Below are 18,693 nucleotides of genomic sequence, written 5' to 3'. Positions count from 1 at the left end.
CATCTTGTGCACTTCGTCACACCGGACCTATGGTCACCGGCAAGCTCCCTCCTCCGTAGAGAAGAGTTCGTCGATGTTCCTGGAACTGAGACGTGGCGGCTGGGCCATCGCGGCCGCCACAGCCTTGGGAACCGTCCTCAGCGGGGGCGCGGCCTACGCGGCTCCCGCCTCGCCGGCGCCGAAAGTCACCCGCGCCGGGCTCGACCCCGCCCTCGTCGCCGGCCGGGGCGCAGCCGTCGGCTTCCACGAGCAGGAGGCCGAGAACGCCCGGACGAACGGTGCCGTCATCGGCCCCGACCGCACGGCCTACACGCTTCCCGCCGAGGCGTCCGGCCGTTCCGCCGTGCGGCTCACGCCGGGCCAGTGGGTCGAGTTCACGCTGCCCCGGGCGGCCAACGCGATCACCGTGCGATACAGCCTGCCGGACGCGCCGAACGGCGGCGGGATCACCGCGCCGCTGACCGTGAAGGCCGGCAACCTGACCCGCGCGATGACGCTGACCTCGCAGTACTCCTGGCTCTACAACCAGTACCAGTTCACCAACGACCCCAACGCCGACCTGCTGCACCCGGACTGGTGGATCACCGAGTGCGCCTGCGTGCCGGCCGCCACCACCCCGGCGCCGGTGATCGCCAAGCCGTTCCGTCCCATGCACTTCTACGACGAGCAGCGCCTCCCGCTCGGCCAGACGGTCCGGGCCGGCGAGAAGGTCCGCCTCACCGCCTCGGACAAGGCCGCGTGGACCGTCATCGACCTGCTCGACTCCGAGTTGGTCGCGCCGCCCAAGGTCAGCCTCGTCGCGGCGAACGTCCTCGCCTTCGGCGCCGACCCGACCGGGCGCCGCGACTCCGCCCCGGCCTTCGACCGGGCCATCGCCTTCGCCCGCAAGGCCAAACTGAAGGTGTACGTGCCGCCGGGCACCTTCCAGGTCAACCGGCACATCATCGTCGACGACGTGACGATCGAGGGCGCCGGCAACTGGTACACGATCATCAAGGGCCGCGAGGTCGCGCTGAGCACCCCGGCGCCGGACGGATCCGTGCACACCGGCGTCGGCTTCTACGGCAAGGACGCCAAGGACGGCGGCAGCCGCAACGTGCGTCTGTCCGGCTTCGCGATCGAGGGCGACGTCCGCGAGCGCATCGACACCGACCAGGTCAATGGCGTCGGCGGCGCGATGAGCGACTCGACCATCGACGGCCTCTACATCCACCACACCAAGGTGGGTCTCTGGTTCGACGGGCCGATGGCGAACACCAGGGTCACCAACAACATCATCGTCGACCAGATCGCCGACGGGCTGAACTTCCACACGGGGGTCACCCGCTCGCTGGTGCGCGGCAACTTCGTCCGCAACACCGGCGACGACGCGCTGGCGATGTGGGCCGAGAAGGTCACCAACTCCGGCAACACGTTCGACCGCAACACCGTGCAGACGCCGACGCTGGCCAACGGCATCGCGATCTACGGCGGCCACGACATCACGGTGTCGAACAATCTGGTCGCCGACCCGATCCGCGAGGGCAGCGCGATCCACGCGGGTTCCCGGTTCGGGGCCGAGCCGTTCACCGGCCACCTGTGGATCACCGACAACACCACGGTGCGCGCGGGCACGTACGAACTGAACTGGAACATCGGCCTGGGCGCGATCTGGATCTACGCGCTGGAGCGGAACATCGACGCCGACATCCGGGTGACCGGCGACCACTTCCTGGACAGCACCTACAACGCGATCATGCTGGTCGCCGACTGGCCGGTGAAGGATCTCTACTCGATCACCGATCTGCACTTCAAGGACATCAGGGTCGACGGCACCGGTACGAGCGTTCTCAGCGCCCGGGTGGCCGGCGGCGCCACGTTCGAGAACGTCGACGCCCGCAACGTGGGCGCGGTCGGCGTGAACAACTGCGGCACGTTCCACTTCACGCCCGAGGGGTCGGAGTTCGCACTGTCGGATCTCGGCGGCAACGACGGCGGCTGGCTGGCCCCGTGGATGCTGCCCAACACGATCACCTGCGACGACAGGCCCCCGGTGGTCGCGCCGCCCGCGCCCTCCACCTGGTAGCCCGAAGGATGCCGCCCCATCGGACGATTCCGGTGGGGCGGCGTTTCCTTGGTAGCCTCGCCCGAGTCGGCCGGGGAACGTCGTACGGAGGAAGTTTTGAGTCAAACGCTGCTGGTCACCGGTGGTGCCGGATTTGTCGGTTCCGCTCTGATCAAGTCACTGCTGACCGACTTCCCCGGGGCGGCGATCGTGTCGCTCGACAATTACTTCACCGGTGTGCCGGAAAATCACGTGAACGACCCCCGGGTGACCTACATCGACGGCTCGACGGTCGACCTCGCGAAGATCTGGGCCGGTCGCGGCCTGCCCAGCCCCGAGATCGTCTTTCACCTGGGCGAGTACTCGCGCATCGTGCAGTCGTTCGACGACCACGACCTGACCTGGGAGTTCAACCTCCACGGGACCAAGGAGGTCGTGAAGTTCGCGTCGGCCAACGGGTCCAAGCTGATCTACGCGGGCTCGAGCTCGAAGTTCGGCAACGACGGCCAGGACGAAAACCTGAACCCGTACGCCTGGACCAAGGCGAAGAACATCGAGTACATCAAGAACTACGCCGACTGGTTCGGCCTCGACTTCGCCATCACCTACTTCTACAACGTGTACGGGCCGGGCCAGATCACCAGCGGCAAGTACGCGACCGTGATCGGCATCTTCGAGGACCGCTACCTGCGCGGCGAGCCGCTGCCGGTGGTCTCGCCGGGCACCCAGACCCGCGACTTCACCCACATCGACGACATCGTGCGCGGCATCGTGCTGGTCGCCCAGAAGGGCAGCGGCGACGGCTACCTGCTCGGCGCCGGCCACGAGCGCCCCATCCTCGAGGTGGCGAAGATGTTCGGTGTGCCGTACGAGCTGGTTCCCGCCCTGCGCGGCGAGCGCGTCCGGGGCCAGGCCGACAACACCAGGGCGGCCGAGCTGGGCTGGCGCCCCGAGCGTCACCTGGACGAGTACATCGCGTCCTTCGTGGCGGCCCACCCCGTTTAACGGGTGATCAACCGGGAACGCGCCGCCGTATGGATCAGCGGCGCACCCCGGTGCTGGACGCCATCGAGCAGTTCCGGCACAACGACCAGTACTCCTTCGCCCTGCCCGGCCACCGCCTCGGCCTGGGCATTGACGACCGCACCGCCTCGGTGCTGTCGCGCGGCGCCTTCGAGGCCGACGTCATCTTCGCGAAGAGCGCGGTCTCCGAGGCCGAGGAACTGCTGGCCGATGCCGTCGGCGCTCACCACGCCGTCTTCACCACCTGTGGCTCCAGCATCTCGATCCACACCGCGATGCTGACCGTCACCGGGCCCGGCCGGAAGGTGCTGGTCGACCGGAACGTACACAAGTCGGTGGTGGCCTCGCTGATCCTGGCCGGCGCCGAGCCGGTGTGGCTGCGCCCGCGCTGGGACGCCGAGAACCAGATCGCCCACCCGGCCACCGCGAGCGACGTCGCCGCCGCCCTGAAGCGGGAACCGGACGTCTCGGCCGTCCTGATGATCACACCGACCGAGTACGGCACCGGCGCCGACGTCCGCGGTATCGCCCGGGCCTGCCACAAGCACGGCGTCCCGCTGCTGGTCGACGAGGCCTGGGGCGCGCACTTCCCATTCCACGACGACCTGCCCACCGCGGCCATCCAGGCCGGCGCCGACATCGTCGTGCAGAGCCTGCACAAGGCCGACGGCGGCCTCTGCCAGGCCTCGGTGATCCTGATGTGCGGCGACCTGGTCAACCCGGTCGACCTGCGGCTGCGGCTCGACCTGATCACCACCACGAGCCCGTCGGCGCTGCTCTACGGCTCGATCGACGGTTTCCGCCGCCGGATGGTGGCCGAGGGCCGCCAGCTGCTGGACGACGCGCTGCGCCGGACCAACCACCTGCGAGCCCGGCTCGGCAAGCTGTCCCCGCTGTTGGTCATGGACGAGTCGATCATCGGGCACGACGCCGTGGCCGAGTGGGACCCGATGAAGCTCTCGGTGGACGTCTCCGGCCTCGGCCTCACCGGCTACCAGGTCATGGACTGGATGTCGGAGCGCCGGCGCCTGAGCCTGCAGCTCGGCGACTCGCGCCGGGTGATCTGCTCGCTGACCTACTCCGATTCCGAGGTGGCCATGGAGCGGCTGGCCACCGCCTTCGAGGATCTGGTGGCCGAGCCACCGGCGCCGGACCGGCCGGCGCCCGCCGTGCCGCCGCTGGACGAGCTCGACCTCGACCAGGCGATGAACCCCCGCGACGCGTACTTCGCCGAGACCGAGCAGGTGGCCGACCCGGCCGGCCGGATCTCGGCCGAGATGATCAGCCCCTACCCGCCGGGCGTCCCGGCGATCCTGCCGGGCGAGCGCTTCAACGACGCGGTCGTGAAGTATCTGCGTGCCGGGCGCGCGGCGGGCATGGTAATCCCCGACGCGTCCGATCCGGAATTGGCAAGTTTTCGGGTCGTGCGTAACGGTTGTCACTGAGGCGAACAGGGTGGCCGGCGGGTAGATCAACTGTCGTGCGACGTTCCCTCGTTTTCGTTCTGGCCGTGGCCTGCGGTCTCACCGTGGCCAACCTCTACTACTCGCAACCGCTGCTCGACCTGATCGCCGACTCGTTCCACGTGAGTCAGGGCGCGGCCACCGTCGTGGTCACGCTGACCCAGGTCGGGTACGCGGTCGGGCTGCTCTTCCTGCTGCCCCTCGGCGATCTCGTCGAGAACCGGAAGCTGACCACCCGCATGCTCGGCGGCACGGCGATCGCCCTGCTCCTGGCGGCGGTCTCCCCGGCGTACTCAATCTTCCTGGTCGTCTCGGTCCTGGTCGGCGTGACGTCGGTGGTGGCGCAGATCCTGGTGCCGCTGGCGGCCCATCTGGCTCCGGCCGAGCAGCGCGGCGCGCTGGTCGGCAAGGTGATGAGCGGCCTGCTGCTCGGCATCCTGCTGGCCCGCACGTTCTCCAGCCTGGTGGCCGAGGTGTGGGGCTGGCGGGCGATCTACTTCATCTCGGCAGTCCTGATGGTGGTGCTGGCCGTGGTGCTGCGCCGGATGCTGCCGGTGCGGCCGGCCGACCACACGGCCGGCTACGGCTCGCTGCTGCGCTCGGTCGGCACGCTGGTGCGCGAGGAGCCGGCGCTGCGCCGCCGCGCGCTGAGCCAGGCCACGCTGTTCGGCGCGTTCACCGCGTTCTGGACGGCGATCGGCTACGAGCTGATCGACGAGCACGGCTTCAGCCAGGGCGCGATCGCGGTCTTCGCGCTGATCGGCGCGGGCGGCGCGCTGGCCGCCCCGATCGCCGGCCGGTTCGCCGACCGCGGCCACGGCAAGGCGGCCAGCGGGGGTGCCCTGCTGCTGGCGGCGCTGATGCTGATCCTGGCCGCGGTGGGTCACGGCAGCGTCATCGTGCTTGCTCTGGCCGGCGTCCTTCTCGACTTCGCGGTGCAGGCCCACCAGGTGATGAGCCAGCACGAGATCTACGCGCTGCGCGAGAACGCCCGGGCCCGGATCAACACCGTCTTCATGACCACCGTCTTCTCGGGTGGGGCGCTCGCCTCGGCCCTGACCGGCGTGCTGCACGACCGCTACGGCTGGACCGGCGCCTGCGTACTCGGCGCGGTCCTGGCTCTGGTGGGCCTGGGGGTGTGGGCGACGGGTCTTCGTTCGCGGACGCCCGCCGCTGCCTATTGATTTTCGATAGGTAACGAGCGATAGTCGATGCATGTTCGCGCATCGGGTCGTCGCGCCCCTCCGTGTCTTCCTCGCCCTCCTTTTCGCGGTCCTGATCTTCTTTCAGACCGTGTCGCTCCCGGGTCAGTTCGCCCACATGGCCCGGGAGGCTCCCGAGGGCGCTTACCTGAGATGGCCGGCCACGATCGTCACGATCTTCTGGGTGCTCTGCGTTCAGGCCGTGATCGTGGCGACGTGGAAGCTGCTCACCCTGGTCCGCAAAGACCGGATCTTCACGCCGGCGTCGCTGGTCTGGGTCGACGTGATCCTCTGGGCCTTCGGCGCCGGCTGGGTGACGCTGGTGGGCGTCTTCCTCTACGTCGGCTTCAACGCCGAGGACCCCGGCCTGCCGCTGCTGCTGTTCCTGGCCACCACCGGCGTCACCGTGCTCGGGCTGCTCATCACCGTGCTGCGAGCGCTGCTGCGGCAGGCCACTACGCTGCGGACCGACATGGAAGCGGTCATCTGATGCCCATCGTGGTGCGCATAGACGTCGAACTGGCCAAACGCAAGATGAGCGTGGGCGAGTTCGCCGAGAAGGTCGGGCTCACCCCGGCGAACGTCGCCGTGCTCAAGAACGGCCGGGCCAAGGCGGTGCGCTTCAGCACCCTCGAGGCGATGTGCCGCGTCCTCGAGTGTCAGCCCGGCGACCTCCTCGAATTCATACCGGAGCCGGAGTAGCGATCCGCAGCGCCTCGATCAGGCCGCGGTAGAGCTCGTCGGTGGCCAGCAGCGACTCGTGCGTCCCCTCGGCCCGGACCCGCCCGTCCTGCATCACGATGATCCGGTCGGCGTCGATCACGGTCGACAGCCGGTGCGCGATGGTCACCACGGCGGATTCCGATGCCTTTTCCCGTACGCACCGGTGCAGCGCCGCCTCGGTCAGCGCGTCCACCTGGGCCGTCGCCTCGTCGAGCAGCAGGACCGCGGGGGAGTGCAGCAGGGCCCGGGCCAGCGCGATCCGCTGACGCTCCCCGCCGCTGAGCTCGGTCGCCGAGATCGGACTGTCCAGGTTGTCGACCTTCTCGCGGAGTCTCACCCGCTCCAGCACATCCCACAGCTCACTCTCGGTCACCCCGGGATTGCCAAGCATGAGGTTTTCCCGAATGGTGCCCGGGACCACGGGGGCTTCCTGCTCGACGTACGCCAACTGGTCCCGAATCTCGGCATGCGTGAGGTCTTCATATGGCCGCCCGTGCAGCAGCACCTGGCCTTCCTGGGGATCGAGGAAGCGCAGTATGAGCGAGAAGAGCGAGGTCTTGCCGGCGCCGGAGGGTCCGACGATCGCTGTGTGCCCCCTTGACGAAATGTCCAGATTTATCGTCTTGAGCGCTTCGGTCGACCCGTAGCGCAGGGTGACATCGTGCATGGCCAGAACGGGCGCTTCGGGCATGGCGGCGGAGGCGCGCGGAGTCGAGGTTTCCTCGTCCATCGCGTAGACCTCGCTGATGCGCCGCCCGGCCGCGATGCCGGACTGCAGGGCGGTGACGTTCTGGGTCAGCTCGCCGATCGGCCCCATCAGCTGGAAGGCGTACAGCAGGAACGCGATCAGGCTGCTGACCTCGAGCAGACCCGCGTCGGCCCGCCACGCGCCGACCCCCAGCACGGCGATCACCGAGAAGGAGATGCCGCTCCAGGCGACCGTCCAGACCCAGGCGGCCCGCCTCGCGGCCCGCACGTTGTGCGCCGCCGCCCGCTGGGCGTCGGCATCGATCCGCGCCTCCTGCCGGGACTCGGCCCGGCTCGCCTTCACCGTCCGCATCGCCCGCAGCGTTCCCTCGAGCTCGCCGCCGAGGTTGCCCACCGCGTCCTGGGCCGCCTTCTGCGCCCGGCTGATCGTCGGCAGCAGCGTCGCCATGACGATGCCGATCACGACGACCGCGGCCAGCGTGCACAGCAGCAGCACGAGGTCGAGCGTGCCCATCAGCACCAGGGTGGCGATGAAGGCGAGACCCGCGTTGATCAGGCCGACGATGCTCGACGAAGCCGCGTGCAGCAGGCCCGGGTCGGCGGTGACCCGGGTGACCAGCTCGCCGGCCGGGCGCCCGGTCAGCTCGGCCAGCCGGGCCCGGAAGTAGCGCTGGATGACCGAGACCCGCGCGTCGAGCACGACCTGCTCGGCCAGCGTGCCCATCAGGATCCACTGCCAGAGCCCGATCACCGCGCCCACGACGACGAGCCCGAGCAGCAGCGTGATCGGCCCGGTCAGCGCGCCGCCGTCGCCGAGCGTGTCGATGATCCGCTTGGTGGCGAGCGGGGCGGCGAGGTTGGCCGCGTTGGCGATCAGTCCGAGAAGCAGCCCGAGGGCGAGGACCGGCCAGTGCGGCCGAAGGAGGCGCAGGAGAATCTGCATGTTCTGTAGTGGAACACAGGTGTTCCATCGCGGGCAATGCCAATTCCCGTAAGGTATGCGCGTGACCTCCGGCATCAAGAACCGCACCCGGCAGGCGATCGTCGACGCCGCGATCACCCTGCTCGCCGGCAACCCGTCCTGCTCCCTGGGCGACATCGCCGCCGCGGCCGAGGTCGGGCGCACCACCCTGCATCGGTACTTCGCCGAGCGGGCCGACCTGATGGCGGCCGTGGCCGTCGAGGGCGGCGAACGCCTGACCCGCGCCGCCCGGCTGGCCGAGCTGGACAAGGGGACCGGCGCCGAGGCGCTGCTGCGGCTCTGCCGCGAGTATTTCGACCTGGGTTCGCTGCTGTCGCTGGTCTTCAGCGAGCCCGACGGTGCCTGCTACACCGAGGGGGAGCAGCCCGACCTCGACGCGGTGATCCGCCGCGGCCACGCCGACGGCTCCATCGACCCGGTGCTGCCGCCCGACTGGGTGATCAGCCTGATGTGGTCTCAGCTCTACGCCGCGTGGTCATATCTGGCCGAGCGCCCCGGCGCCTCCCGCCACCACGTCCTGGACCTGCTGACCAGGACGCTGGCCAATGCCGTCCGTGGGCCCGGCGCGATTTGAACGCGCGACCTACCGCTTAGGAGGCGGTTGCTCTATCCACTGAGCTACGAGCCCGTCCTCGCGAGGGTACCAGTGGCGTGTTCATGGGGTCGCGTGCAGATAGACCTCGACGTCGTACAGCAGGCGGACCGGCTCGCCGTTCGTCACCCCGACGAAGACGGGGTCGCTTGCGGGGGTACGGCCGAGCCGGATCACCGCGTCACGGGCCGCCTCCCGCGACGGCCGGTCCACCTTTCCGGCCCGATGGAGGGCGAGCACCTTCTTTGCCGCGCCTCGACTGCTGTCGACCTGAACCCGTACGAGAGGCATGCAAGCAATTTAACGTTGTTAAGTCGGGTTATCATCGTTCGGTGCCGAAGACCGACAGCATCTGGCTCCGCGCCGAGCCGGAGCGCCCCCGCCGCCCGCCGCCGCTCACCCGGGAACGCATCGTCGAGGCGGCGATCGCCCTGCTCGACGCGGACGGCCTCGACGGGCTGACCATGCGCCGGCTCGCGCAGCGGTTCGACGTCAGCGCCACCGCGCTCTACTGGCACGTCCGCACCAAGGACGACGTGCTCGACCTGGCGGTCGACGAGATCTTCTCCGAGGTACGCCTCCCGGCCGCGACCGCCGACTGGCGGGCCGACGTCAGTGACCTGATCCGGGGCTGGCGCGACGCCATGCTGCGTCATCCGTGGTCGGTCACCCTCATCGGCCGCCCGATGCTCGGCCCGAACGTCCTCGCCCGTACCGAATTCCTCCAGGCCACCCTCATCCGCGGCGGCCTGACCGGCCACGACCTGGCAGTGGCCACCCGCCTGCTGGCCAACTTCGTGGTCGGCGCCGCCGCGACCGCCGCCGTCGCCGACCCGGCCCAGGCGCGCCGGCACATCACCGCCGACCCCGGCGCCTACCCGACCTTGACCGCCTCCGGCCACCTCGATCCGGGTGAATGGAACGACGACGACCTTTTCGAGAGTGGTCTCCATGTCCTTCTCGGATAGATGCAACCTCGCCGCCGGCGGAATCGTCATCGGGGCGTGAGACGAGACAGCGGCTCGGGCAGAACCGAGCGAGACGAGCAGTTCCACGAGTTCGTGGTCGGCCGGCGGCCTCGCCTTCTCCACACGGCGACCCTGCTCACAGCGGGCGACACGCACCTGGCGGAGGACCTGGTCCAGGCGGCGCTTACGAAGCTGTACGTGGCGTGGCCGGCGTTCCGGCGCGCGCACAACCCCGACGCGTACGTGCGCCGGGTGTTGGTGAACGCGCTGATCGACGAGCGGCGGCGGATCTGGCGGCGACGGGAACGCCCGGTGGCCGAGCTCCCCGAGGTCGCTTTCGCCGAGGCCACGGGCGATGTGGGCGAGGCCGTGCGGCAGGCGCTGCGCGAGCTGCCGCCGCGGATGCGGGCGGCGGTGGTGTTCCGCTACTTCCACGACCTCGGTGTCGCCGAGACCGCGGACGCCCTCAACTGCTCCGAAGGCAACGTCAAGAGCCAGACCGCCCGTGGGCTGGACCGTCTCCGCACTGCGCTCGACTCGGCGCAGACCACCTTTCTCAGCAGCCAAGGAGCCACCCGATGAGCGACCTGCGCCGTCACTTCGAGAAGATCGCGGGCCCCGCGCCGGAGACCAACCCCACCACCGTCCGGGCTCTCGCCGAGGCCGATGTCGTCCGCGGCCGCCGGGCCCTGCGCCGCCGCCGCACCCTGCAGTCGGTCGCCGGATCCGCGTTCGGCGTCGCGGCCCTGGTCGCGGTGTTCGCGGTGACCACGACCGGCGGTGCCGGCGAGTCCGCCGCGCCGATCGCCGCCGATCGCGCTGTCGATCGCCCCGCCGACCGCCCCGCCGCTCGTCCCGCCGCGAAGGTACAGCTCGTGGCCTACAAGGGCGAGCAGCCCAAGGGCTTCACCGTCGACAAGGTGCCGTCGGGCTGGTTCATCCAGAACGACGACAACTACTCGCTGGTCTTCGCCCCCGAGAAGGCCAAGAACCCGGGCCCGGACGTCGACCCGTCGGCCGACCCGATCTACGACCCGAACCACTTCGCCGACAAGATCGTCGTGATGCTGGAGTCGAAGGACCAGAGCGGCCCGGGCCGCGAGGGCAAGAAGGTCAAGGTCGGTGACCAGGACGGCGTACTCCTCAAGAGCCTCCAGGACATGACCCCCGACGGCCCGGCCCCGACCGCCCCCGGCGGCGACACCGGCTGGGAGCTGTGGGTCAAGCAGCCCTCCGGCATCTACATGATCGTCCAGGTCTGGCAGGGCCTCAGCCTGAGCGAAAGCCAGATCGTCGAGCTCGGCGCCGGCGTCCACGTCCACAAGGGCGCCCAGCAGGGTGTCGGCTGATCGGCCCGTACGGCCGATTTGGCTCGGTTGGGTAGCCTCGGGGCATGTTTCCCGGGCCGGGTGAACCGGTGGCCGGCCCGTGGCAGGCCGAAAGCATGGAAACCGTCGTCGAAGCGCTTCTCGACGACGGTTTCTCGCGTGGCAGCGGCCCCCGCGTCATCGCCGTCGACGGCCGCGGCGGCTCCGGAAAGACGACTTTCGCGTCGTCTCTGGCCGCTTCGATCGACGGCGCTGTCCTCGTCCACACGGATGACGTGGCCTGGTGGCATTCCCGCTTCGACTGGGCGCCAGCCATGATCGACGGAGTCCTGGCACCGCTGCGTTCCGGCGAGGATGTGCGTTTCACGCCACCCGGGTGGGAGGCTCACGGGCGTACCGGGGAGATCTTTGTTCCCGCCTCCGCATCCGCGGTGATCGTCGAGGGTTGTGGCGCCTCCCGCCGCGAGTTGGCCCGCTACCTCGACGTGGCCGTGTGGGTGCAGTCGCCTTTCGACGAGGCCCGCGCGCGCGGCCTGCAACGGGACGTCGTCGAAAAGGGCCTGCCGATGGCCGACGCCGAGCGCGAATGGGACGAATGGATGGCGGAGGAGATTCCGTTCTTCCTGTCCGACCAGCCGTGGCGGCGCGCCGACCTCATCGTGTCCGGCTTCGGCGACCTCCGCGTCGCATAGCCTCGTCGTCATGGTTCCGCATGTAGTGCTGCCGCCATCCGGTGGTCCCCGCCCCGAGGCTCCGGTGGTGGTCGGATATCACCTGCTCGACGCGCCTCGTACGCCGTCCGCATTCGCCGCCGCCGTGCCGCTCGACGGCCTGGACGCGTGGAAGATCTACCTGGGCCTGCCACTGCCCACTTCGGATCGGGACGAGCTTTGGCGCCTGCTCGGCGAAGACGCCGTTCTGAGTCTCTACCAGCACGTCCTTTTCGGCGCGCTCGCCGAGTTCCCGTCCGCTCTCGCCTCCATCCGCCGCGAGAACGGCATCGCCGACGACGTTCCCCTCGGAATGATGGGTGGCTCGATGGGCGGCGCGGCGGCTCAGCTGGTCATGGCGGAGAGCGGTTACGCCGCGCACGCCGCCGTACTGGTCAATCCCGTGGTCCGCATGCGGGACACCATCGACGCCCTGTCGGTCGTTCACGACAACCCGTACACGTGGAGTTCCGCGTCCTCCGCGGTGGCGTCCCGAGTCGATTTCGTCGCCCGCTCAGCGGACATCGCGGATGCCGCCATTCGTTTCATCACCGGCGCCGACGACATGCCGGACGTCATCCTGAATCCGGTGGGCGCCGCCGTCGACGCATTGACCGCCTCCGGTGCGACTGTCGACTGGAAAGTCGTACCGGACATGGCCCACGCCTTGGCCCCGCAACCGGGAACAGACCCGGCACCGCAGACGCCACACGCCGCGGCGGTGGACAGACTGGCCGTCGAATGGTTCGACCGCTACTTGTTCTGAAGCTGCACCCAGGCGCCGGTCGCCGCCGAGCGCTCCATCGCGTCGAGCGCTTCGGCACTGCGAATGGCATCTTTGAGCGTTGCCCCGTACGGCTTCCCCTCGGCGATCGACCGCAGAAACCGAGCCGCCTCGATCACCTTCAGGTCGTCGTACCCCATCGGAATGCCCGCCCCCGGCTGAAACGCCCCGAAGTCGCCGTCGCCCGGCCGCACAAAATAGTCGCCGCCGCCGGCAATGCCCAGCTCACCCATGCGCCGGAAGTCCCAGTACAGCGCTCCCTCGGTCCCATGAATCTCGAACCCGTAGCTGTTCTGTTCACCCACCGCGACCCGGCTGCAGTCGAGCGTGACACGCGCCCCATTCACCATCCGGAGCAGACTGCCGAAGTAGTCCTCGTTCTCCACAACTCCCGCTTCACCGCTGCCGCGTTGATGCCCCTCCGTAGCTCCGGTCGGCCGAGGCCGCTCAGGAATGAAAATCGCGGTGTCGGCAACCAGCGAATCAATCTCCCCCAGCAGATACCGCACCAGGTCGACACCGTGCGCCCCGAGATCCCCGAGCACCCCGTTGCCGCCGCGGTCCCGCTCGAACCGCCAGCTCAACGCCCCATCCGGATGAGCCGCATAGTCACTGAGAAACCGAAACCGCGCATGGGTGACGGACCCGATCTCCCCACCGGCGATGAGTTCCTTGGCCCGCTCAACGGCCGGCGCGTTCCGGTAGTTGAACCCCACAGCGACCTGACCAGTCCCGACGATCGCCCGGGCGTCATCGGCGTTGAGTCCCACCGGTTTCTCGATCCAGATGTGCTTCCCGGCCGCCGCGAACGCGGCACCCATCTCCCGATGCAGAAAGTTAGGCGCGGTAATACTGACCGCCTCAACCGCAGGATCGTCGACGAGTTCCCGCCAGCTCTCCACCGACCGGCCGAACCCGTACCGCGCGGCCGCCGCCTGAGCCCGCCCCGGCACGTCATCCGCCACCGAAACAAGCCGCACCGCCGGCACATCAGCGAAGTGATGAGGCACCCGCGCATACGCCTGCGTGTGCACCCGCCCCATCCACCCGAACCCCACAACAGCGACGCCGACCGATCTTTCCGTCATCCTCGGCTCGCTAACTGGCTTCATCAGCGGAATCGATCTCGCTCAGGGTGCGCCAGGCGAGCTCCGCCAGCGTCTCTCCGGAGCTGACAGTCCATCGAGCGGTTCCCTGATTGGCTACTGGCCGGTTCTCCCAGCCGGCCAGCTCCCAGATGCGAGAGACCAGTCCCGATGGTGAGTAGGGCCGGCCGTCGGCAGCCCAGATGATCGGCTTGCCGCGATGGGGAACCCAGATACCGCGTCCGCGTTTAGGGTCTTCGGCCAGCCATTGGTGTAAGGCCTCCACCTCGCTGGGCACCGAGACGACAAGGGTGAGAGGCTCCCCTTCGGGGAGAACTGCCTTGTCCACCAGAACCGACACCGCGTTGGGGCGACGGGTACGTCCTGGCGGCATCCGGCGATACCTGTTGCTTGACACTTGAGAGGTTCCTTGCGAGGTCAGCACATGTTCGGTGATCTCGCGACAACGTGTGACGTCAGAGCAGACGGCTCGGATCTGCGCACGGTCCGAAAAGAGATCGTCGATGGTCGTGGCCACCCTCGGCAGAAGCTCCTCAATCAGGATCTTCACTTGGTTCAGCGCCTGCCGTGACCACTCCAGCCTCGAATCGGGCTCATCGATCCCATCGGTGTCGAGCCGACGGAACACCAGATGGGTGAGAAGGTACGCGCCGTGCTCGATCAGGGCGGCGCCGCGGCCTTGATACTGCGGCTTCAGTTCGTGCAGGACACGGCGCACCTCCCGCAGAACCAGCACGGTGTTCCAAACGGCATAAACACCGGGCTGCGGCCGGAACAGGATGTCATAGATGCCCTGCGAGCCACGTTCCCAGAGGACATCGAGCGTAGTCGCGATCCGGGCCGCGTACTGGCTGTCCGAGTGAGCGCAGGCCAGCGCGCAAGCAGCTTCGACGACCGAGCAGCCGGTATCGCGCTCCGGCTCCAACTCGCCTCGGCGCACGCTGTATTCGAGACCGAGCTCGGCGCGCATGTCCTCGAGGATGGCGGCCTGTACCGGATCGAGCGCGATGAAGTCGCGTGCCTCCACCCGATTCTGGCGGTTCGTTGCCTGGGTGGCGCGTTTGGCGAATTCCTCCGCCTTGCCGGTCACGATGATGCGCACACCGACCTGGGCGGATCCGGCCTCCTCGTCAGCGGCAACGGCCTCCGCGACGGACCGGACGGTCTGGGCCCCGTTGATGACACTCGCGTTGTGCAGCGTCAGCTTGATCGGCTTCATCTGCGGCGATCGAATCGACTGAGGGACGGCGTCCGCCGACTCGCAAAGGATGGTGATGCCGTTGTTGAAGTACCAGAAGTGCGCCGGCTCGTCGGTCAGAGTCTCGATTATCTCGTTGTTGATCGCGGTGCGCCCGAGAGGGTTTCGGATGTTCAGCTGGAAGAGGTTCGTACCGTGTTCGACCCACCGGGCAACCTGTTCCGCCTCCACTACGCCCTGGTAGGAAATGTACGGCGTGCTGATGGGGAACCACGGGAACAGCTCGGCGTCCAAGTCGACCGGCCGCGTGGACATGTCGTCGCGAACCGATGCCCAGACCTCGGACGCGAGGATGATACGGCTGTCGAGCACGTTGCCGTGACGGTTGAATTCGCGCTCTCCGCCCTGGACCGCATCGAGAAATCCGAGCGGCACGTCATCGGCCCGCATCAGAACGATGACCTGCGTGACCGGCACGGGTCCCTGTGACATGACGTTCTTGGCCTGCTCGGCCAGGATCCGCCCGCGGAGGTTGAACGGTGTGAATTCCTCGTCGTCGATGAGGCGCAGGCCGGCCAGAAGCTCCATCACCCCGGATCGGTCGGCGTTCGCGTTCCCGTTCTTGCTCCACTTCGCCTGCACCAGGAAGACGTGCGGTTCGGGCTTCTCCACCACCGCTATCGCGTCGATGCCCTGATCAGCGACGCCGTCGATGACGGTGAGCGCCGCATCCGGTGCGGCCCACCCGGTGACTATGCGCACGGCCTGGGCGGCGAGCGCCCGCGAAAGAGCGCGAGGAGCGCGCTCCTCCTCCGGCCGTCCCTCGATATCTTCGAGGTTGAGCAGACCCGGGTTGATGTAGACCGAGCGGAGAGCCGCCTCGGTCTGACGGACCTGCAGAGCTACGTCGCGGGCACCGGATCGGTGGCTGGGCGAGCTCAAATGGGCCTCCTCGAGCCGAAGAGCGGAGTGCGAAGTGGATTGTCGCACGCGATAGCGGCCCGAGGCTTTCCTGTCATCCGCGATGACGAACGCGGAGGACGGCTTGGAACATTTGTAGCGGGGACAGGATTTGAACCTGCGACCTCTGGGTTATGAGCCCAGCGAGCTACCGAGCTGCTCCACCCCGCGTCGGCGAATCCAGCATAGTCCGGGTATATCGGGACCCGCCGGCCGACCCCCGAGGGACCCCGTCAGGCGGACGGGTCGCTGCCCAGAAGTGTCGTACCCAGCCCATAGGATGGCTCGGTGCCTGGAGAGAACACGGACTACAACCGAACACTGAGCGGTCCTGAGCACCAGCAGGTTCGTCTGCCCATCATCGAGGAGCTCGCGAAGGCCGGTTGGAGCCGGGATCAGGTGCGCTGGCAGCCCGAGTGGCGTGTCCCCAAGTCTCCGCACGATGCTGCGCAGCGCGAGGGCGGCAAGTCGTTCGCCTCGTGGCCGGTTGACCTGGCCCTCTTCGATGATGCTGCGCACGTCGACGACTGGCAGCACGTCGTGGTTCTGTTCGAGTTCAAGGCACCCCAGCTCGAGCAAGGCATCTCGCAACTCGAGATCTACCTGGCCCGCGAGCCTCGCGCCAAGCTCGGCTACTGGACCAACGGTCAAGAGAATGTGCGGGTCTACAAACTCCCGGACGGGAACTTCAAACACCAACGCAATCGCGGGGTGCCGAAGCCGGCCGAGCAACTCGAGCTGCCGTCCGAGAAACCTCTCACCTACGACGACCTCAGCGTTCCTCAAAACGGCAGCCTTCGCTCGGTCTTCAAGCGTCTGCTCGATGCGGTGGTGGCCCGCGACAGCCGCGCCACGCGGTCCGAGACGCAGTTGAACGAGCTCTGCAACCTTCTGCTCCTGAAGATCGAGTCGGACAAGAGCGCCCAGGCGTCGCCGAGCGAGCCGGTGCAATTCCAGCTTGCCGCAGGCGGCGAAGCCGAGACCGCGAAGAAGATTCGTGGCATGTTCGCCGATTTGACCAGGTTTCAGCCGGACGTCTTCACCGATCCAAACGATGCCGATCTCGACCTGGATGATCACAGTATTCAGGACGTGGTCTACGAACTCTCCGGGCTGAACCTGGTCGACATGAGGCCGGAAGCTATTTCGTCGGCTTTCCAGGTATTTCGGCGGGCCAACCTCAAAGCGGGCGAAGGGCAGTACTTCACTCCGCAGAGAGTGATCGAGGCGGCTGTCCGGCTGATGGAGATCACCCCGAGCGACAAGGTGATCGATCCCGCCTGCGGTACCGGAGGATTTCTGGTGGAGTCCTTCCTTTCCGTGACCGAGTTGATCAGATCAAGCAGCGACATGGCCGACGCTGCGGCGCGCGCGCGGGCTCATCGGCAGATATACGGCGTCGACAAAGACGCGATCAACGTCAAGCTCGCCCGAGCGATCATGCTCAGCCTGGGCGATGGGCCGGTCAACATTCATGCCGGCGACTCGATCCGCGAGGATCGCTGGGAGCGCGACTACCCGCACCTCCTCAAGCCCCTCGCCGATGAGTCGTTCACGGTGGTTCTCACCAACCCGCCGTTCGGCCAGGGCCTCAAGGTCAGCAGCGTGGAGGCGCGTCGCAACAAGTACACGATCGCCCAGCGGGAAAACGGCCAGTATCGGGCGCTCGAAATTGGACTCGTCTTCCTTGAGCGTGCACATCGACTGTTGGTGAGCGGTGGTCGGTTGGGCATCATTTTGCCGGAAACGTACTTCTTCTCGGCGACCTACAACTGGTTGCCGAAATGGCTCGAGAGTCGATTCATCCTGCGTGGTGTCGTCAATATTCCGATGGAGGCCTTCCAAGGCTTCTGCCGAGCCAAGACCAACCTGTACGTCTTCGAGAAGAGGTAGGCGTGATGGCACACCGACCCAGCTGGTTCAGAGACGGCTACGTCTTCGTTTCATACGCGCCCACCGTCGGCATCAACAAAGATGGCGAAGAACTTTATGTCGTCGACCCGCGGACCGGAACTCGGACCGGCGAACTGGACGACAAGGTTCTCGAGGACGTCAACAACGTAATTTGGGACAAGGAAACGACTGCGACTTCCCGGTGGGTCGAACGGGAGAGGCTTGAGCCCGGTTTGCAGGCGGTTCCGGTCTACTTCGACGACCGATCGGTCGCGAACTTCAAGACTCTCCTCGAAGAGCCGGAATTTTCCGGCTTCGAGGCTGTGACTCTAGGTGACCTGATTGACGACGGGCGCGTCGTCGCGCGGCCGGGGCACGGCAGTCCGAGCGCTGACCTCCGGACCGGCATGGTTCCGTACATCAAGGTGTCCGACCTGAGGGCCGGCCAGGTGAACATCAATCCGACCAACCGGGTGACGGATGTCGTCGCTGAGCGGTTCTGGCGCGGAAAGACCTCAGGTCTGTCGCCGTACGACATCCTCACGCCCATTCGGACCAGCAAGAACATCGGCGACTTCGCGGTTCTCATGCCCGGCCAGGAGAGGCTGGTGCTCACCAAGGAGATCCTGGTGCTCCACGCCGCCGAGGACTCCGGCTTCGACAACTTCTACCTGCTGTGGGCCATGAGCCTGCGGGCGGTGCGCCGGCAATGGGACCGGATCGTCTTCATGCAGACCAACCGCGAGGACGTCGGTAGCCGTTACCGCGAAATCCTCATTCCGGTGGCGCCCAGCCGGAACAGGGCAGATGAGGTCAGCGAGTCGTTCCGGAAGTACTACCTCGGAATGCAGGAGCTTCGCCAGTCATTCCTCGATCATCTGAGCGAGTCGGACAAGTACCACATCTTCTTGTCCAGCGCCGAAGCGGTCGAAGAAGAGATCGAAGAGGAACTCGAGGAGCTGTAGCTCGTCACGTAGTGACTGCAGAAGCCACTGGATGGGCGCTACGC

The 18,693-nt window shown here is 67.6% G+C and carries 18 protein-coding genes and 2 tRNA genes; 14 read left to right on the top strand and 6 right to left on the bottom strand.

Annotation, left to right across the window (positions count from 1 at the left end; translation table 11 throughout):
• Positions 1-73: 73 nt before the first annotated feature.
• The 6 genes from AB0C26_RS12635 to AB0C26_RS12610 all read left to right on the top strand — a co-directional run bounded on the left by AB0C26_RS12635 (position 74) and on the right by AB0C26_RS12610 (position 6,434).
• Positions 74-2,065, top strand: coding sequence for a glycosyl hydrolase family 28-related protein (locus AB0C26_RS12635; RefSeq protein ID WP_360246014.1), 1,992 nt, complete (start codon positions 74-76; stop codon positions 2,063-2,065).
• A gap of 96 nt (positions 2,066-2,161) precedes the next feature.
• Positions 2,162-3,049, top strand: a complete 888-nt coding sequence (locus AB0C26_RS12630; RefSeq protein WP_360246011.1) for an NAD-dependent epimerase/dehydratase family protein — start codon at positions 2,162-2,164, stop codon at positions 3,047-3,049.
• Between the two features lie 29 nt (positions 3,050-3,078).
• The gene (locus AB0C26_RS12625; protein ID WP_360246007.1) at positions 3,079-4,512 is read left to right on the top strand and encodes an aminotransferase class V-fold PLP-dependent enzyme; all 1,434 of its coding nucleotides are present in this window, start codon (positions 3,079-3,081) and stop codon (positions 4,510-4,512) included.
• Positions 4,513-4,547: 35 nt separating this feature from the next.
• Positions 4,548-5,714, top strand: coding sequence for an MFS transporter (locus AB0C26_RS12620; RefSeq protein ID WP_360246004.1), 1,167 nt, complete (start codon positions 4,548-4,550; stop codon positions 5,712-5,714).
• A gap of 31 nt (positions 5,715-5,745) precedes the next feature.
• Positions 5,746-6,222, top strand: a complete 477-nt coding sequence (locus tag AB0C26_RS12615) for a DUF2975 domain-containing protein (protein ID WP_360246001.1) — start codon at positions 5,746-5,748, stop codon at positions 6,220-6,222.
• Positions 6,222-6,434 carry a helix-turn-helix transcriptional regulator gene (locus AB0C26_RS12610; protein ID WP_360245999.1) on the top strand — a complete coding sequence of 71 codons (213 nt, stop codon included), beginning with the start codon at positions 6,222-6,224 and terminating at the stop codon, positions 6,432-6,434. Before AB0C26_RS12615 ends, AB0C26_RS12610 begins: the two co-directional genes overlap by 1 nt.
• On the opposite strand, the gene AB0C26_RS12605 is transcribed toward AB0C26_RS12610, so the two are convergent.
• A complete protein-coding gene (locus tag AB0C26_RS12605) occupies positions 6,415-8,106 on the bottom strand; it encodes an ABC transporter ATP-binding protein (protein WP_360245996.1) in 1,692 nt (563 codons plus the stop codon). The genes AB0C26_RS12610 and AB0C26_RS12605 overlap by 20 nt on opposite strands.
• Positions 8,107-8,161: 55 nt before the next feature.
• Here AB0C26_RS12605 and AB0C26_RS12600 point away from each other — a divergent pair, with 55 nt between their 5' ends.
• Positions 8,162-8,719: a TetR/AcrR family transcriptional regulator gene (locus AB0C26_RS12600; RefSeq protein ID WP_360245993.1), complete on the top strand. Its 558-nt coding sequence runs from the start codon at positions 8,162-8,164 to the stop codon at positions 8,717-8,719.
• Here the strand turns inward: AB0C26_RS12600 and AB0C26_RS12595 are convergent.
• Both AB0C26_RS12595 and AB0C26_RS12590 read right to left on the bottom strand, forming a co-directional pair.
• Positions 8,701-8,773 (bottom strand) — tRNA-Arg (locus AB0C26_RS12595). The genes AB0C26_RS12600 and AB0C26_RS12595 overlap by 19 nt on opposite strands.
• Positions 8,774-8,800: 27 nt before the next feature.
• On the bottom strand, positions 8,801-9,028 hold the full coding sequence (locus AB0C26_RS12590; RefSeq protein WP_360245990.1) for a hypothetical protein: 228 nt from the start codon (positions 9,026-9,028) through the stop codon (positions 8,801-8,803).
• Positions 9,029-9,069: 41 nt separating this feature from the next.
• Between AB0C26_RS12590 and AB0C26_RS12585 the strand changes: the two genes are divergently transcribed.
• From AB0C26_RS12585 to AB0C26_RS12565, 5 genes are all read left to right on the top strand, one after another.
• Complete coding sequence (locus tag AB0C26_RS12585; RefSeq protein WP_360245987.1) at positions 9,070-9,705, top strand: TetR/AcrR family transcriptional regulator C-terminal domain-containing protein; 636 nt, start codon at positions 9,070-9,072, stop codon at positions 9,703-9,705.
• Positions 9,706-9,741: 36 nt separating this feature from the next.
• Entirely contained in the window at positions 9,742-10,287 is a 546-nt protein-coding gene (locus AB0C26_RS12580; protein ID WP_360245984.1) for a SigE family RNA polymerase sigma factor, read from the top strand.
• On the top strand, positions 10,284-11,054 hold the full coding sequence (locus AB0C26_RS12575; RefSeq protein ID WP_360245981.1) for a hypothetical protein: 771 nt from the start codon (positions 10,284-10,286) through the stop codon (positions 11,052-11,054). Before AB0C26_RS12580 ends, AB0C26_RS12575 begins: the two co-directional genes overlap by 4 nt.
• Before the next feature lie 68 nt (positions 11,055-11,122).
• Positions 11,123-11,725, top strand: coding sequence for a hypothetical protein (locus AB0C26_RS12570; protein ID WP_360245978.1), 603 nt, complete (start codon positions 11,123-11,125; stop codon positions 11,723-11,725).
• A gap of 10 nt (positions 11,726-11,735) precedes the next feature.
• Positions 11,736-12,509, top strand: coding sequence for a prolyl oligopeptidase family serine peptidase (locus AB0C26_RS12565; RefSeq protein WP_360245975.1), 774 nt, complete (start codon positions 11,736-11,738; stop codon positions 12,507-12,509).
• On the opposite strand, the gene AB0C26_RS12560 is transcribed toward AB0C26_RS12565, so the two are convergent.
• The 3 genes from AB0C26_RS12560 to AB0C26_RS12550 form a co-directional block, all read right to left on the bottom strand.
• Positions 12,497-13,615, bottom strand: a complete 1,119-nt coding sequence (locus tag AB0C26_RS12560) for a Gfo/Idh/MocA family oxidoreductase (protein WP_360245972.1) — start codon at positions 13,613-13,615, stop codon at positions 12,497-12,499. The genes AB0C26_RS12565 and AB0C26_RS12560 overlap by 13 nt on opposite strands.
• A 10-nt stretch (positions 13,616-13,625) precedes the next feature.
• On the bottom strand, positions 13,626-15,773 hold the full coding sequence (locus tag AB0C26_RS12555; RefSeq protein WP_360245969.1) for an AIPR family protein: 2,148 nt from the start codon (positions 15,771-15,773) through the stop codon (positions 13,626-13,628).
• Positions 15,774-15,888: 115 nt separating this feature from the next.
• Positions 15,889-15,962 (bottom strand) — tRNA-Met (locus AB0C26_RS12550).
• Positions 15,963-16,079: 117 nt separating this feature from the next.
• Here AB0C26_RS12550 and AB0C26_RS12545 point away from each other — a divergent pair.
• Together AB0C26_RS12545 and AB0C26_RS12540 are read left to right on the top strand one after the other, a co-directional pair.
• Positions 16,080-17,684 carry an N-6 DNA methylase gene (locus tag AB0C26_RS12545; protein ID WP_360245966.1) on the top strand — a complete coding sequence of 535 codons (1,605 nt, stop codon included), beginning with the start codon at positions 16,080-16,082 and terminating at the stop codon, positions 17,682-17,684.
• A gap of 5 nt (positions 17,685-17,689) precedes the next feature.
• A complete protein-coding gene (locus AB0C26_RS12540) occupies positions 17,690-18,649 on the top strand; it encodes a hypothetical protein (RefSeq protein WP_360245963.1) in 960 nt (319 codons plus the stop codon).
• Positions 18,650-18,693: the final 44 nt, after the last annotated feature.

It is taken from the genome of Actinoplanes sp. NPDC048796 (genome assembly GCF_040650035.1).
GTDB lineage: Bacteria > Actinomycetota > Actinomycetes > Mycobacteriales > Micromonosporaceae > Actinoplanes.
This window is presented reverse-complemented; position numbering and strand designations above follow the sequence as displayed.

Excerpts from the sequence above, each read along its gene's own strand:
- AB0C26_RS12635 (WP_360246014.1), top strand. The coding sequence starts at position 74 with ATGTTCCTGGAACTGAGACGTGGCGGCTGGGCCATCGCGGCCGCCACA.
- AB0C26_RS12625 (WP_360246007.1), top strand. The coding sequence starts at position 3,079 with ATGGATCAGCGGCGCACCCCGGTGCTGGACGCCATCGAGCAGTTCCGG.
- AB0C26_RS12615 (WP_360246001.1), top strand. The coding sequence starts at position 5,746 with ATGTTCGCGCATCGGGTCGTCGCGCCCCTCCGTGTCTTCCTCGCCCTC.
- AB0C26_RS12610 (WP_360245999.1), top strand. The coding sequence starts at position 6,222 with ATGCCCATCGTGGTGCGCATAGACGTCGAACTGGCCAAACGCAAGATG.
- AB0C26_RS12605 (WP_360245996.1), bottom strand. The coding sequence starts at position 8,106 with ATGCAGATTCTCCTGCGCCTCCTTCGGCCGCACTGGCCGGTCCTCGCC.
- AB0C26_RS12600 (WP_360245993.1), top strand. The coding sequence starts at position 8,162 with ATGCGCGTGACCTCCGGCATCAAGAACCGCACCCGGCAGGCGATCGTC.
- AB0C26_RS12590 (WP_360245990.1), bottom strand. The coding sequence starts at position 9,028 with ATGCCTCTCGTACGGGTTCAGGTCGACAGCAGTCGAGGCGCGGCAAAG.
- AB0C26_RS12575 (WP_360245981.1), top strand. The coding sequence starts at position 10,284 with ATGAGCGACCTGCGCCGTCACTTCGAGAAGATCGCGGGCCCCGCGCCG.
- AB0C26_RS12565 (WP_360245975.1), top strand. The coding sequence starts at position 11,736 with ATGGTTCCGCATGTAGTGCTGCCGCCATCCGGTGGTCCCCGCCCCGAG.
- AB0C26_RS12560 (WP_360245972.1), bottom strand. The coding sequence starts at position 13,615 with ATGACGGAAAGATCGGTCGGCGTCGCTGTTGTGGGGTTCGGGTGGATG.
- AB0C26_RS12540 (WP_360245963.1), top strand. The coding sequence starts at position 17,690 with ATGGCACACCGACCCAGCTGGTTCAGAGACGGCTACGTCTTCGTTTCA.